Here is a 15,193-nt window from a genome sequence, read left to right as displayed (position 1 = left end):
CGAACTGCCGCGTGTAGGAGACACTACCGACGAGATACGCCGGCAGTGCGCTCGCAGTTCTTTTGACCCCTCGTCCGCGGGTTGAGCGAACGTAGACACGGACAGGCCGAGTCCACCGACGCGGCACCCCACGTCGGTTCGTTCCGCGGCGTCTCGTTTCCGATCACGTCCTCGGTCCCCTCGAGAATCCCTCCGGTTCGACGGCTTCGGTTGCTCGGCTCTGGGATCGTCCGCGCCACAGACCGCGGTTTAACACGAGTATAAACCGCGAATCGCTCCCGCTCGAGGATCGCTCCGCCCGCCGAAGCCCGTCCTTTTGACGCGGGTTCCCGTCCGGATGTTCCGTCACCGGTTCGCCTTCGCTATGGATCGGCCGAAGCGAAACGAGGCGACGGCGAACCGTCGAGTGCCACTCACCGATCGCACCGACAGTCCCCGAGTATCCCGCTCCCGATCCGATCGTTTTCACGAGCGGGAGTCGCTTATACGGCCCATAGTGAACCGGTACGGGATGAAACGGTGACGTAATGAACTCACCTGTATCCGCACACCGCAGACACCGTCAACGGTTCCGACGGCGTGCAGAATCGACGCGGCTCGGTCGGTCGCCGCCACCGCTGCCCGTCCCGAAACGTGTCTCGCTGCTATCGGGATCCGACGAGGGTATCGATCCGATCGCTCGAGTCCGAGACTGGGTGATCCAGACGGGAAATCGAACGGTGTGGCACTAACCGAGGGGGTTCGATAATGCGCCGAAACGTCCAACGACAGCGATCGAAGACCCGGTCGATAACGTCGACGGTCCAGGTTTTGCTCACACTCAGCGGAGTCGTTCTTCTGGTAGCCGGATTGGTCCTCGCCGTGAGCGGGGCCTCAGTCGGCAGTGCCTTCGGAGCGGTAAACGACGAGTGGAACGACCAGGGATGGGGTACGGACGGCGACGGCGACGGCGGCGGGACTGCGGAAACGGACGAAGAGACGGACGTCACGGATGGCGAAGACGAGACGGCGGATGACGACGGCACCGGGGGCAGCGATGAAGACGGGGGCGGTGACGGGAACGACGGAGCCGATAGCGGAGACGACGAGCAAGAGGACGATGAAAACGGGAGCGACGACGGGGACGATAGCGACGAACAGGACGGCGTTGACGACGGGGACGATAGCGACGACGAGCAAGAAGAGAACGACCGTTACGCCCTGACCGCGTTCGTCGAGGACGAAAACGGGGACTCGATCGACAACGCGACCGTCGAACTCGAGGACGAGGACCGTGAGGTCCACACCGAGGACGGCCAGGCGGAGTTCGACGACCTCGCGGACGGCGAGTACGAACTCGTCGCCGACGCCGACGGGTACGAACAAACGCGCGAGACGGTCGAGATCGACGGCGACGACGAGGCGGTCCTGTTGACGCTCGCGTCGGCGGACGAGGACGAAACGAACGCGCTAACCGTGCTCGTAGAGGACGACGACGGGAATTCGATCGACGGCGTCGCCGTCGAACTCGAGTCGACCGACGACCCGCTTCTCGGGTCGGGCGAGCAGCGGGAAGCCGAGACTGACGACGGACTCGTCGAGTTCGAGGACCTGGCGGACGGCGAGTACGAGATCACTGCCGGCGGAGCGGAAGACGAGTACGAGGAGACACGGGAGATGGTCGAACTGGACGGCGACGACGAGGCGGTTCTGCTGACGCTCTCGGAAGCGGAGAACGACTAGGACGTTGACATCCCCACCACGGCTAAAGCCGTGGGATTCCTCACGTTGGGGGTCTCGGCTCATGCCGAACCACCACGCGAGCGACTTTCTCCTAGACGCGGATACTCCGGTTTCTGTGCTCCTCGTTGAGACGGTGAGCGCGTGATGACGTCCCCAGAAATCTCCGATTTCTGGTGTGCGAACGAGACGATCGCGTCTCGTTAACGCCGACCATGAGTGGTCGTCCCACTTGAGGCACACGGGCCGTGCCATCGGCCTGCCTATCGATTCGTACGGCCTGAGGAACGTCTCGGGCGCGGCGAGGTCGGCATGTCCCTCGAAGCCGCACGAACACGTGAGTGTCTCGCGGTGGCGCGTCGTATCCTCTCGAGAGCCACAGGCGGGACACTCCTGGGCCGTCCACGCTTCCGAGCGGACTTCGACGGTGATGCCGTACTCTTCGGCCGTACACGCGAGTCGGTCGATGAATCGGCGAAACGCCCAGAAGGCGTGTAGCTTCTCGTTCGTTCGAACCGACAATGGGTCTCGAGGACGTCCGTGTGGTCGCCGACGTAGACCGTCCCAACGCCATCGGTGAAGCCGTTCCATGAGATCGCGGGCGAGTGTGTCCATCGCGTGGTTTCGCCGTCGCGTCCGACGCCGGTAGGGGCGCTGGATACGCTTCGACGTGTACCGCCCGTCCTCGAGTTCCGACTGGAGATCGGCGATCTCGTGTGTCGTCTCGTGGAACCGGTCGAACGGGTCGCGTCCTTCGTAGAGGTACTGCTTGCCGGTCGTCGTCGTACACGCGAGGAGGTTGTTCGCGCCAATATCCAGGGCAGCCGCTTCGTCGGCTAGCGCTGAATCCAGTCGAGAATCGTCGATCGTGACTGGTTGAAAGGCCCTGAATTGGTCCCCCACGACTGAAGTCGTGGGCTTCCGCTGTCTGGCTGTCAGTCGAACCGAGTGTTCCGTGGGAACCCGATCGTGGTGCCGACATCGCTTTTCCGCCCGGCCACGTTCGGCTGCGGGCGAGCGGTCCGGAGCTACCGGTGGCTCGGCGGGAACTCCCTTCGCGTAGGGCCATCCAGCGTCCGGACTCGAGACGGATCGTTCGGTAGACTTCGGGAACGCTGGACTCGAGAACAACGCCGGAACGGTATCCGTGCGGAAGTCTCGGGTAACGTGTGACCGGCCGTAGTACAGCAGCGGCCGTACTCTAACGGGAACGCGACGAAAAGTGCGTCAGAAACGGGTGAGCCGGCTCGGTCCCGTCCTCATTCGACGGTGACGCTCTTCGCGAGGTTGCGCGGTTTGTCGATCGGTCGGTCGAGTAGCTTCGCGGCGTGATAGGACAGCAACTGAAGCTGGACGTTCGCGAGCAGTCCCGCCCAGACCGGGTGGGTGTCCGGAACCCCCAGATGCGCGTCGGCGACCTCGATCAGCGGGTGGTCGTCGGGACCGACCGCGACGATCGGCGCGCCTCGAGCCTGGGCTTCGATCGCGTTCGTCCTGGTCTTCTCGTCGTCGCCGCCGGTGTAGACGGCGAAGACCGGCGTCTCCGGCGTCACGAGCGCGAGGGGGCCGTGTTTCAGCTGTCCGGAGGCGAACCCCTCGGCGTGTTCGTACGTGATCTCCTTGAACTTCAGCGCGCCCTCGAGTGCCACGGAGTGGCCGAACCCGTTCCCGATGAAGAAGTACGAGTCGCTGTCGAGGTACTCGCGCGCCAGGGAAGTGACACGTCCCATCTCGAGCACGCGCTCGACGTGCTGGGGCAACTCCTCGAGGGCCTCGAGCATCCCCTCACGGTCCTCGACCGGCGTGGCGTCCGGGACGTCCGCCGCGAGCCGCTGGGTCAGCAACGCGAGCGTGACCGCCTGCGAGGAGTAGGTTTTCGTCGCGGCGACGCCGACTTCGGGACCGGCCCGGATGTAGATCGCGTCGTCGGCTTCCCGCGCAGCGGTCGATCCGACCACGTTCGTGACTGCCAGGGTCCGTGCACCGCGGCTGGCCGCCGTCCGGACCGCATCGAGCGTGTCTGCGGTCTCGCCGCTCTGGGTGACCGCGACGGCCAGCGTCCCGTCGTCGACCGGCCCCGCGTTCGTCCCGTACTCGCTCGCGCGGACGACCTCGGTCGGGATCCCGGCCGCCCGCAACAGTTGCTCGCCGTACATCGCGGCGTGATAGGAGGTGCCGCAGGCGACGAACTGGACCGACTCGACGTCTGCGAACGAACCCGGCGGCAGCCCCTCGAAGGCGACGTCGCCGTCCTCGATCCGACCCTCGATGGTGTTCGCGAGCGCCGTCGGCTGGGAGTGGATCTCCTTGTGCATGTAGTGGTCGTACTGTCCCTTCCCGGCGTCCTCTGGATCCCAGTCGACGGTGTCGACCGCGCGCGTGACCGGGTCTCCCTCCAGGTCGGTGATACGGTAGGTGTCGGGCTCGAGCACGACGAGGTCGCCATCCTCGAGGTAGATCACCTCGTCGGTGTGATCGAGGAACGCGGGGACGTCGCTCGCGAGGAACCACTCCGAGTCGTCGAGTCCGAGGACGAGCGGCGACCCCTTCCGGGCTGCGTACACGCGCTCCTCGCCGTCGACGATAGCGGCGATGGCGTAGCTCCCCTCTAGCGTCTCGACGGCCCGGCGGACCGCCCCCTCGGTGTCGCCGGTTTCCTCGCGGTACTCGTCGATGAGGTGCGGGATCACTTCGGTGTCGGTGTCGCTCTCGAACTCGTGGCCGTTCTCCCGCAGCGTCTCCCGGAGTTCGTCGTAGTTGTCGATGACGCCGTTGTGGACGACCGCGACGTCGCCCGCGGTGTCGGTATGCGGGTGGGCGTTTTCCTCCGTCGGCGGGCCGTGGGTGCTCCAGCGGGTGTGCCCGATGCCGATGTTCCCGCTCGGCCGGGTCTCGAGCGTCGACTTGAGGTCGTCGACCTCGCCCGAGGTCTTGTGGACCTTCACGCCGGATCCGTTCTGGACGGCGATCCCCGCCGAATCGTAGCCGCGATACTCGAGGTTCTCGAGCCCGGAGAGCAGCGTGTCGGCCGCGTCTCCGGAGCCGACGCGTGCGATAATTCCACACATTAGCCGTTCACCACCGTTCGCGGGAGCGAACTGCCGGCTGCCGCGTCGACTCGGTTCGGTACCGTCCGTCGGGATGGCGTATCGTTCCGTATCATTGTTGTCACCTGCCCGCGCCGTCGTCCGGTACGGGACGGGCGGGTCTTCACTCACACCGACAGGGACGGCGGCCATTACTATACGACCGATAAGACCGTCGCTATCGGCCGTATAATACCGAATACAGTTTCATCTCGTGCAACGTTTCGCCGCAGTAGCGTCGGAACGGGAGCGGGCTTCGATGGCCGGGGTCGAAGCTACGTGGGAGGCGGATACCGGTGTGCACAGGTGCGTATCGACGGACAGGGAGTGGACGGATAGGGAGTGGAGTGCCCGCCTCCGCGCGGCGGGCTCACGTCAGCGGGTTCTCGAGGTCGTCGGACCCGGTGTCCGAATCGTGGGCGGGTTCGTCGCCGTCGGCGGGATCGACTCCGGAGAGACTGATGACGTTTTCCCGGCCGACGGACCGTTTCTCGATCCGCCCGTCGGCGTGCATCTGGGAACAGATGCGGCTGACTTTCGACTTCGACCAGCCGGTTTCGTCCGCGATCCGGTGTTGGCGGATGCGCCCGCCGTGCTCGACGAGCAGCCTGACGACGTTTCCTTCGTCGCTCAGGAGGTCCGGCGGCGTTTCGGGCGAGATGTAGTGTTGGAGGTGGTAGTTCTGGTCGTGATCGTGGTCGTGATCGTGATCCTGGTCGTTGTCGTTGTCGTTGTCGTACTCGATCCCCCAGCGATGATCGTCACGTGAGTCGGACGTGTCGTGTGAGCGGTTCCTCTCGCCCGAGTCGTCGCTTTCCTCCGTCCGCAGCCAGCACGACGGGTCGCGGACGTCGCGTTCCAACAGTAGCTCCGCCGCTCGGAGGCCGACGAGGCCGCTGATGAGAAGGAACAGAACCGCGATCAGGGCCGCCTCCCACGACGACGCCAACTGGAACAACTGGAACGGCATCCGCCGGGACGGGGCTCCGATGGCGTGATCGCCGCTCGCGAGAACCGACACGACCCAGTGGGTGTCGTCTACCCGAATCGCTGCCGGGTCGGCGTCGGTCCACGTGGTTGCCGACGACGTGAGGGTGGCTCGGACTCCGGTCGGGGCGTTTGATACCATCGTTAGTCGCGGTTCCGTTGCGGTCGACGGGCCGAGCGGGTGGATCGCGTGAGATCGTGCCCGCCGACCGCATCGGCGATTCCCGCTATTCCCTCTTCATTATGGACCCCTACAGACTGGTTTAACAACGTTCTAAACGCTCGAGACTGCCGATCTGCCGAACACCCGGTATCTCCCCTCGAGAGCCGTCCGAGCGCGGAACGACCGTTCGATGCGAGCGCTGCAACCGTTTATTCGCGGTATAGTAAACGGCTCCCCTCGTTTTGGACGGATCGAGGAACGCCCCGGCGATCCGGGGCGGCGAAACAGAACGTACCGTCGTACCCGATCGTACGACGGCCAGCCACAACGTCTCAGCTATGACCACGACAATAAGCGATACCGAGAACCGAGCGGACGAGCGCGAGAGCGACCGAAAGGGGAACGCGAGCGGGTCCGTCCCGGACGATACGGGGTCGCATTCGCCCCTGGACCACGACGCGGGAACCGAGACGACGGCAGCGACGACGCGCGAGGCGACGATCTGTGTCGTCGGGCTCGGATACGTCGGGCTCCCGCTTGCGGTCGGCTTCGCGGAGTCGAACTACCGCGTGATCGGCTACGATGTCGACGACGCGACCGTCGAACGCCTTCGGTCCGGCGTCGACACTACGGGCGACCTCTCCGACGCGGCGGTTCGCAACGACGCTATCTCGTACACGTCCGACGCGAGCGAGATCGCCGAAGCGGACTACGTCATCGTCACCGTGCCGACCCCGATCGACGACGACGACCAGCCGGACCTCAGTTACGTCGAGAGCGCCGGCCGAACCGTCGGATCGAAGATGAAACCCGGAACGACGGTCGTCCTCGAGTCGACCGTCTACCCCGGGTCGACCCGCGAGGTGCTCGTGCCCGCACTCGAGGACGCGTCCGGGCTGACCGCCGGCGAGGACTTCTTCGTCGGCTACTCCCCGGAGCGCGCGACGCCGGGCGATCCCGACCACGGGCTCGAGGACGTCGTCAAGGTCGTCGGTGCACAGAACGAGAAGGTCCTCGAGGACGTGGCGGGACTGTACGAATCGGTCGTCGACGCGGGCGTTCATCGCGCGCCGTCGATCGAGGTCGCCGAGGCCGCAAAGGTCGTCGAAAACGCCCAGCGCGACCTCAACATCGCGTTCGTCAACGAACTCTCCATGGCGCTCGAGCGGATGGACGTCGACACGCAGGCGGTGCTCGAGGCCGCCGGCACGAAGTGGAACTTCCACGACTACCGTCCCGGGCTGGTCGGGGGCCACTGCATCCCCGTCGACCCGTACTTCTTCGCCCACCGGTCCTCCCGGGAGGGGTTCGACCCCGAACTCGTGCGCACGAGCAGGAAAGTGAACGAATCCCTCCCCGACCACGTGGCCGAACTGACGATCAAGGCGCTCAACGACTGTCACAAGACGCTCCGGGAGAGCCGTGTCCTGGTTCTTGGACTCTCCTACAAACCGGGCGTGGGGGACATCCGCAGTTCGAAAGTCGTCGACGTCGTCGACAAGCTTCAGGAGTACGACGTCGACGTCGAAGGGTTCGACCCGTTCGCCGACGACGACGCCGTCCGGGAGACGTTCGACATCGAGGTACAGGAACGGCTCTCGTTCGAGGGGATCGACGCCATCCTGCTTGCGACCTCGCACGCGGAGTTCGAGCGAATGGACCTCGAGGCGGTCGCCGCCGAACTCGAGGAGGATCCCGCGCTCGTCGACGTGAACGGCTGCCTCGAGAAGTCGGAGGCGGTCGAGGCGGGGTTCGTCTACCGGAGGTTGTGAGTCGATGCGACCCCCCAAGGCGACCGCGAGCGTCGATCGTCGTCCGAACGCGACGGTCGATCCCGGAGGTGACTCGCGATGCGAGTCGTGATCACGATCCAGCACCCGGGCCACGTACACTTCTTCCGGCATCCGATCGAGGAGCTGCGGGAGCGAGGCCACGAGATCCACGTCTTCGCCCGCGAGAACGACGTCGCGGTCGAACTGCTGGAGGCGTACGGGATCGATCACCGGGTGCTGGCCGGCTCGTCGGATTCGCTAGTCTCGCTGGCGGCCGTCCAGGCCACCTACGAGGCGCGGCTGCTGCGACACGCGCGCCGGATCGATCCCGACGTCATCACGGCGATCGGCGGCGTCGCGGCCGCACACGTCGCGTCGGTACTGGGCACGAAGAGCCTCGTCTTCTACGATACCGAACACGCGACGCTCATCACGAGGCTCGGCTACCCCTTCGCGGACGTGATCTGTACGCCCTCGTGTTACCGCGAGGAGATCGGACCGAACCAGGTGACGTACCCGGGGTATCACGAACTCGCCTATCTCCACCCCGACCGGTTCGAGCCCGATCCGACCGTCCTCGAGTCGCTCGAGGCCGACGTCGACCTCGAGCCGGACGACCCGTTCGCCGTCGTTCGACTCAGCAGTTGGGAAGCGTCCCACGACGTCGGCCACGGCGGCTTCGAGGATCCCCGGGCGATCGTCGAGCGCCTCGAGGCGGCCGGCGCGGACGTCCTGCTCTCGGCCGAAGGGGAGCCGCCGGCGGACCTCGAGCCCTATCAGCTCGAGACGTCGCCGGACCGCCTGCACGACCTGCTTTCGTTCGCGGACGTCGTCCTGAGCGAGGGCGCGACCACCGCGGCGGAAGCGGCCGTCCTCGGGACTCCTTCGGTCTACGTGAATCCGCTGTCACTGGGCTACACGACGGAACTCGACGCGGAGTACGGACTGTTGTTCGAACACGACGGCGAGAACCGCCACGTCCGCGGGCTCGAGCGAGCGGCCTCGATCGTCGAGCGAACCGACGACCCCTGGCGGCGACGGCGGGAACGGTTGCTGGACGAGCGCATCGACGTGACGGCGTTCGTCGTTCGTCAGGTCGAATCGCTCGCTCGCACGCGTACGAGCGACGGGACGACGCCCGCGACCAACGCGGGCTGATCACGGTATGAAGGTGTTACAGCTGGCCACGTCGCCGCGGCCGTTCTTCGAGCAGCAGGTCGCCGCCCTCGAGAGGCAGGGCGTCGACTGTACGGTCCTCACCGCTCCCGGCGAGCACGAGGGCGACTCGTCGCGGTCGCCGACGGCGTACGCGAAGTTCTATTCGAAGACCCTCGCCGAGGTCCGCTCGGCGGAGTACGACCTGGTACACGCGAACTACGGGCTCGTCGCGCCGCTGGCGGTCGCACAACCCGTCCGGCCGACCGTCGTCACGCTCTGGGGAACCGATCTGATGGGCGAACACTCGTGGCTCCGGTCGCTCAGCCGGTTCGGCGCCCGACGGGCCGACGCCGCGATCGTTCCGAGCCCGGCCATGTCCCGCGAACTCGAGGTCGACCACGAACTGCTTCCGTTCGCGGTCGACACCGACCTGTTCAGGCCGATCCCGCAGGAGACCGCCCGCACGTGCGTCGGCTGGGAGTCGGACCGACCGATCGCGCTGTTCCCGTACGACCGCACCCGGACGGTGAAGGACTTCCCGCGGGCGAAACGGATCGTCGAGCGCGCGGACGTCGACGTCGACCTCCGGCCGGTCTCCGGCGTCGCGTACGAGGAGATGCCTTACTACATGAACGCGAGCGACGTGCTTCTCGTCACCTCGCGCCGGGAGAGCGGCCCGATGGTCGTCAAGGAAGCGGCCGCGTGTAACCTGCCGATCGTCTCGACCGACGTCGGGTTCGTTCGCGAGACGGTCGACGGCGTGACGAACTGCGTCGTCGGCGACGACGACGCGGAACTCGTCGACGGCCTCGAGCGCGTCCTCGCGAACGGGGGCCGAACCGACGCCCGCGAAGCGATCGACGGGCTCGGACTCGACTCGTTCGGGGAGCGTCTCGTCGGCGTCTATCGGCGGGCGCTCGGTCGAACCGACGGTGAAACCGATCGACGGGAACCCGCAGTGGGGGGAGGCGCATGAACTACAGGTCCCTGTCGGAGTTGCGACCGCTCCGGCTCGACACGGTCGCGGCGCTCTGCGGGCTCGTGATCGCCCTGGCCCTGTTCCCGCTGCGGTTTCTGGCGTCCCAGGTCTACCTCGATACGGTCCCGATACTCCTCGGCACGGCGTGCGTGCTGTATCTCCTCTCGCTGTACCAGGGAGAGGACGCCCGGGCCGCTCCGACGCTGCCCTCGAGCGTGACGATGGCGCTCCCCAGCGTCGTCCTCGCCGGACTCGCGGCGCTCGTGGCGCTGACCGTGATCCAGGGGTCGCGGACGCCCCTCTTTTTCGGGGCCGCGAGCGTCGTCGGCACGCTCCTGATCGCGCAGATCGTCTTCGCGCGCGACGAGGAGTTCCATCCCGGGCTGTTGTTGCTCCAGATCGTCCTGTTCGCGGTCGTTTTCCGCTTTACGGCGCTGTACGCGACGCCGGGGTACGTCGGCATCGACATCTGGACCCACACGGAACTCGTGAACGCGATCCTGGAGGAACGCTCGCTCGGCGCGATTTCCGACGACAAACACTACGCGGCGCCGTTCTACCACCTCCTGGTCGCGTCGTCGGCGCTGCTGTACGACGTCCCGATTCGCCTCGCGGTGTACCTCTCCGTGGGCGTCGTGCTGCCGCTCTCGGTCCTGCTCGTCTACGCGACCACGAACCTGCTCGTCTCCCAGCGGTGGGCCGTGCTGGCGGCGGCGTTCTACGCCCTCGCGAGCCACGTCTCGATGTGGGGGATCCACCTCATCCCGACGAGCCTCGGCCTGCTGTTCTTCCTCGCGATGCTTTACGCCCTGATCCGCGTGATGCGCATCGAGTACACCGTCCGGGACTTCTCGTTGCTGGTCCTGTTCAGCGTCGCCGTGATCCTCACGCATCAGGTGTCGACGTTCATCATGCTCGTGCTGTTGCTCGCCGCGTTCGTCGCCCAGATCGTGTTCGTCGTCGGCCCGCTCGGGCTCACGCGGCTCGATACGAGCGTCTTCCGCGCGAAGAAGCCAGTCAACCTCGTGGGCCTCGTCGTGTTCAACTTCGGGCTGACGATCTTCGTCTGGTCGCTGACGCCGTACCGGCAGGACTCGTTCCTGGCGACGGTCCTGAGCTTCTTCACGCAGACGCTCGAGGACAGTGCCGGCTTCCTCAACATCGCGAGCGGGTCCTCGGGCGGCGACGCCGAGGCCGAGGCGGCGTCGACGGCACCCTCGACGTTGCTCGACCAGGTCGTCCCCTACGTCGACGCGCTCGGCTTTCTCCTCCTGCTGGGCGCGACGTTCGTCGGCTGTCTGTACGTCGTCCACAGGCGGCGGGCGGAGCAGTCGGTGTTTACCCTCCTGCTGGCGTCGGCGTTCATGCTCGTCTTCGTCCTCGGGTTCCCGATGTTCGGGATCCACAACTTCATTCCGAACCGCTGGTTCGCGTTCCTCTTCGCGCCGATGGCCGTGCTCGGCGTGATCGGCATTCGAACCCTCAGCGGGAACGTTACGACGGGGGTCGCCCTCTCGGTCCTGTTGCTCTTCGTCCTGGTCTATCCGGGCGCGATGATCCTCGCCCCGGAGAGTAACATCGACGACCCGGTGTTCTCGGACCACCACGAGCAACTCGCGTACGACGAACCCGAACTGGCGGCGGCGGAGTCGATCGCCGAGATGACTGGCTCCCCAAGCGGCAGCGAGATCCGTCCCGATCAGCGCCTCTACACGGACCATCCGTACCAGACGCTGTTCTCTCGAACCGGGGCGTACCCGTCGACGACGACCGCGACCGTCCCCGACGACGGCGCGGCGGACCACGAGTACACGGTCTATCGATCCGCGCAGTCGTCGACGGCGGTCTACTTCTCCGACGAGAACGGCGAGGGACGGATCGAGCGGATCTCCGAGGAACGGCTCTGTCGACCGGACCAGGCGACGGTCTACACCAACGGCGAGGTGACGATGTGTACGCCCTCGCCCGCGTCCGGATGATCGCTAGACGGACTCTTTCTCCTCCGTCGCCGCTCTCGAGTCGCTCCGATCGCTGCGGGGACCCGTCGGACCGCGATTGCTTTCCAAAGCAGGGCCCGCTGACCGACTGCTGACCGCCTCGAGACGGCTTTATCGGAGCCGATCGCGAACGAACCGCAAGCAGTCGCTGACGACCGGCGCGCCGTCGACGAGCCAGAGGGCGACGATCGAGAACCCGGCGGCGAGCTGGAGGGCCACTGCAGCGGACAGGCCGCCGGCGAGGGGCTGGTTCGCGTACCGGACGAAGTAGACGACGAAGTGATCGAACAGTCCGCCGTGATCGCCCGTAGGCGGCGACGCAAGCGGCCAGAGGAGCACTCGAGGCTCCGGCGGTCGTCCCGACCGCATCGGGTTGAACACGTCGGTGACGAGGTGCGAACCGTACGCGAGCGAGAACGCCCCCGCGAGGACTCGATCCCCGTATCGGTCCGCCGCGACGAGGGTCGCCAGACAGGCGAGCGGGGCGACGAACGCGGAGTGGCCGATCGCGTAGCCGGTCTCCGTGACCCCGTACGTCCAGGCCAGCGGTTTGTCGACCAGATCCGGGAGCTGCGAGGCGACGACGACGGCGATCGTCTCGCCGGCGGACGGCGACCGCCGGAGGAGGACGTTCGTCGTCAGCGAGTAGAGCCCGTACGCGACGAGGAGGTGTTCCCAGGGCCACATCATTCGACCTCGATCGGGAGCGTCACGACCCGGTACGCGTTCTCGGGGGTGGGATCAGACGGCGGTTCTCCCTCGTACAGGAGCAGTTGCAAGCGCAACTCGTCGCCTTCCATCGTCGGCTCGACCTCGAGGGTCTGCCGGGCGCTCTCGCCGTCCGGAACCGTCGTCCGCTGTCTATCCAGTTCGTCCCGCTCGTGGACGGTCACGTCGCCGCCGTCCCCGTAGCTCACCCGCTCGAGGGAGACCACCGTCGTATAGGTCCGCTCCTCGTGTTCGTGGTTCGTGATCGTCGCCTCGAGTTCCTGGGGCTGGGAATCGATTTCGTAGGTCGAGTCGTACATCGTGTCGGTCTCTCCCGTGACCGCTTCCGTTTCGATCGAGAACTCGGTGAACCCGTCGTGTTGGGGGGGACTGGCGAGCGCGAAACCGGCGCTGAGAACGACCAGCACGAGGCCGACCGCGATCGCCGCGTTGTACGGCCCCACGTTACGCCGCTCGTAGAACGAACTCCGCGAGTCGAAAAACGGAGAGGCTGACGAGAGGGACGGAGTGAACCGTCTCTCGGGCTCACAGCGGTATCGAGAGAGGATCGCGATTACGGCGAGTCCAGCTGTCAGCGCCGAAATCCCGAGGAGCACCTGATCGGCAATCAAACCCCCAGGGGTTGCGGACGCGAAAAGGGCAACTGCCGGGACGAGTGCGACGCTGAACACGACCGAGAGGACGGTCCGTTCGACCCCCTCGAGCCCCCCGCTTACCAGCAGGGGGTTTCCGAGGCCCGTCTTCCCCTCGTCGAAGGCCTGATAGTCGTCGGTCGGCCCGTCCGGAAACATCGCCGAGACGAGCGCATATCCCGGGAGAAAGCAGACGAGCGGGATCGTCAGTAGTATCCGTGCAACGCCGCCGGCGCCGGCGACGACGGCGAGCGTGAGCCCCCCGACGGCCGCGACGACGAGCGCCAGATCGAAGAACCACCAGTCTGTGTCGCTCATTTGCTCGTATCGACGGGCGGATGGGGGTTTATTATCGCTCCGGTAAACGCCGCTCGATCGGGGCCGTTCGACGGGCGTCTGACCGATTCCTATCACAATCCCGATACAGATTGTCTCGACCTGAATTTCGGCCCGTATGAACTGTCCCAGTGAACGCAATTAACGGAAAATCTGGGATAGATTACGGATATTTGACGTCCATCTAGAGGGGAATTAAGCCGGTTTTCCAATCAGGAGATATCGGTTTTCAGGCCTCATAAACAGCAAATACAGGGTTTAAAAACAAGAAAAAATACTCACGTGACAATTAAAGTCACGCAAATTGAACCAATCCGAGGGACACGGTTTCTATCCTTTATTACCCACTTCTCTTTAGGTGGAATCGGCGCGATGAAATCGAAATCTATCAAATCGGAAGAACAGTCCGACCGAGACGTTCCCCTCGAGAACGAGCCCGCCGACGACGAGTCCGCGTTCTCGAAGGACGAGATCTTCCACCTGCTCCAGAACGAACGCCGTCGGATGGTTCTCCGGTATCTGCGCGGTACCGACGGTCCCGTCCGCATGCGCGACGTCGCGGAGCAGGTCGCCGCCTGGGAACACGATACGACCGTCGAGGAACTTTCGTCGAAGCAGCGACAGCGCGTCTACATTCCGCTCTACCAGTCCCACCTCTCGAAGCTAGACGAGGCCGGCGTCATCGACTATCAGCAGGATCGGGGCATCGTCGAGCGCAAACCGCTCGCCGATCAGTTCGACGCCTACCTTCGGATCGAACCCGGCGAGGAGTCGACGGACGAGTCGGACGCCGACGAGGCGGAGCCGAACTGGAACGACTACTACATCGGTGCCACTGCCCTCTGTTACGTCCTCGTGTTCGGCGCGGTGATCGAACTCCCGTTCATGTCGATCCTGTCGGGCCTCGGGCTCAGCGCGTTGATCCTGTTCCTCTTTACAATGCTCACGATAACCCGCTTTATCGACTGAGGACGACGGTCGTGCTCGCCGGTTCGCGCCCCTACACGAGCCACGCAGCGAACGTAGTCGTAACGAGCAGTACCGTCACCGCGGTCAGAACCGACGCCCAGACGAGAGCGATCGCGACGAACAGCGCCACGATCGACAGGGTTCCGAACACGGCGGGAGAGAACGGATTTCGACCGGCCGCTCGCGATCTCGAGCGGTCGACGATGCCCTGTGCGTCGTCGAACTCGATGTCGCCGGACGCGTCGAGTGCGGGCAGTCGCGTTCGGTGGAGCCGTTCGTGGACGGCCGCCCACGTATCGATCGGCGGCTGAGCCGGTTCGACCAGTCGGTCGGTCACCTCGTCGACGGTGGCGGGCATCTGCATCCCCTCGAGGACGGCCAGTAACTCCTCGTCGGAGTCGGGAACGAACTCGCCTGCGTCCCTCGCTTCACTCGAGAACTCCCCTTTCGGGTCGTGATAGACGGCTACTTCCGGTTCCGTGGATGTCTCGTCGCCGCGACACTCCCCCCGAGAAGTGTCCGACGAAGAGCGCAACCACGACGGCGTCAGACGCATATTCCGGCCTATCTTCCCTTGGTATATAAGCATTTTCACGGTTTATATTTCTAAACCGAAATAACAGCCGCTTAGAGCGTCTTTCAGGACGCATTTGCCGATTCCGTATC

General features: G+C 65.3%; 11 protein-coding genes and 1 pseudogene. 6 read left to right on the top strand and 6 right to left on the bottom strand.

Features of this window, described 5'->3' with window-relative positions; genetic code table 11:
* Window positions 1–861: 861 nt before the first annotated feature.
* Window positions 862–1,722: a carboxypeptidase regulatory-like domain-containing protein gene (locus BM113_RS11900; protein WP_245758037.1), complete on the top strand. Its 861-nt coding sequence runs from the start codon at window positions 862–864 to the stop codon at window positions 1,720–1,722.
* A 186-nt stretch (window positions 1,723–1,908) separates the two neighbouring features.
* On the opposite strand, the pseudogene BM113_RS11895 reads toward BM113_RS11900, so the two are convergent.
* The 3 genes and pseudogenes from BM113_RS11895 to BM113_RS11885 form a co-directional block, all read right to left on the bottom strand.
* A pseudogene (locus BM113_RS11895) lies at window positions 1,909–2,610 on the bottom strand (transposase); the annotation flags it as partial.
* Window positions 2,611–2,978: 368 nt separating this feature from the next.
* Window positions 2,979–4,787, bottom strand: a complete 1,809-nt coding sequence (glmS, locus tag BM113_RS11890) for a glutamine--fructose-6-phosphate transaminase (isomerizing) (RefSeq protein ID WP_089788357.1) — start codon at window positions 4,785–4,787, stop codon at window positions 2,979–2,981.
* A 388-nt stretch (window positions 4,788–5,175) separates the two neighbouring features.
* Window positions 5,176–5,934 carry a helix-turn-helix transcriptional regulator gene (locus BM113_RS11885; protein ID WP_089788255.1) on the bottom strand — a complete coding sequence of 253 codons (759 nt, stop codon included), beginning with the start codon at window positions 5,932–5,934 and terminating at the stop codon, window positions 5,176–5,178.
* Window positions 5,935–6,293: 359 nt separating this feature from the next.
* Here BM113_RS11885 and BM113_RS11880 point away from each other — a divergent pair, with 359 nt between their 5' ends.
* The 4 genes from BM113_RS11880 to BM113_RS11865 all read left to right on the top strand — a co-directional run bounded on the left by BM113_RS11880 (window position 6,294) and on the right by BM113_RS11865 (window position 11,843).
* On the top strand, window positions 6,294–7,727 hold the full coding sequence (locus BM113_RS11880) for a nucleotide sugar dehydrogenase (RefSeq protein WP_089788253.1): 1,434 nt from the start codon (window positions 6,294–6,296) through the stop codon (window positions 7,725–7,727).
* Window positions 7,728–7,805: 78 nt separating this feature from the next.
* A complete protein-coding gene (locus tag BM113_RS11875; protein WP_089788251.1) occupies window positions 7,806–8,885 on the top strand; it encodes a DUF354 domain-containing protein in 1,080 nt (359 codons plus the stop codon).
* 7 nt (window positions 8,886–8,892) lie between these two features.
* Window positions 8,893–9,861, top strand: a complete 969-nt coding sequence (locus BM113_RS11870) for a glycosyltransferase (RefSeq protein ID WP_089788249.1) — start codon at window positions 8,893–8,895, stop codon at window positions 9,859–9,861.
* Entirely contained in the window at window positions 9,858–11,843 is a 1,986-nt protein-coding gene (locus BM113_RS11865) for a DUF2206 domain-containing protein (RefSeq protein WP_089788247.1), read from the top strand. Before BM113_RS11870 ends, BM113_RS11865 begins: the two co-directional genes overlap by 4 nt.
* A 129-nt stretch (window positions 11,844–11,972) precedes the next feature.
* On the opposite strand, the gene BM113_RS11860 is transcribed toward BM113_RS11865, so the two are convergent.
* On the bottom strand, window positions 11,973–12,551 hold the full coding sequence (locus BM113_RS11860; protein WP_245758036.1) for a metal-dependent hydrolase: 579 nt from the start codon (window positions 12,549–12,551) through the stop codon (window positions 11,973–11,975).
* Window positions 12,548–13,540 carry a DUF1616 domain-containing protein gene (locus tag BM113_RS11855; protein WP_089788243.1) on the bottom strand — a complete coding sequence of 331 codons (993 nt, stop codon included), beginning with the start codon at window positions 13,538–13,540 and terminating at the stop codon, window positions 12,548–12,550. Before BM113_RS11855 ends, BM113_RS11860 begins: the two co-directional genes overlap by 4 nt.
* 390 nt (window positions 13,541–13,930) lie before the next feature.
* Between BM113_RS11855 and BM113_RS11850 the strand changes: the two genes are divergently transcribed.
* A complete protein-coding gene (locus BM113_RS11850) occupies window positions 13,931–14,527 on the top strand; it encodes a DUF7344 domain-containing protein (protein ID WP_089788241.1) in 597 nt (198 codons plus the stop codon).
* A gap of 31 nt (window positions 14,528–14,558) precedes the next feature.
* On the opposite strand, the gene BM113_RS11845 is transcribed toward BM113_RS11850, so the two are convergent.
* Complete coding sequence (locus BM113_RS11845) at window positions 14,559–15,083, bottom strand: hypothetical protein (protein ID WP_089788239.1); 525 nt, start codon at window positions 15,081–15,083, stop codon at window positions 14,559–14,561.
* Window positions 15,084–15,193: the final 110 nt, after the last annotated feature.

Origin of the sequence: Natronobacterium haloterrestre (assembly GCF_900112205.1) — an archaeon.
Taxonomy (GTDB): Archaea; Halobacteriota; Halobacteria; order Halobacteriales; family Natrialbaceae; genus Natronobacterium; species Natronobacterium haloterrestre.
This window is presented reverse-complemented; position numbering and strand designations above follow the sequence as displayed.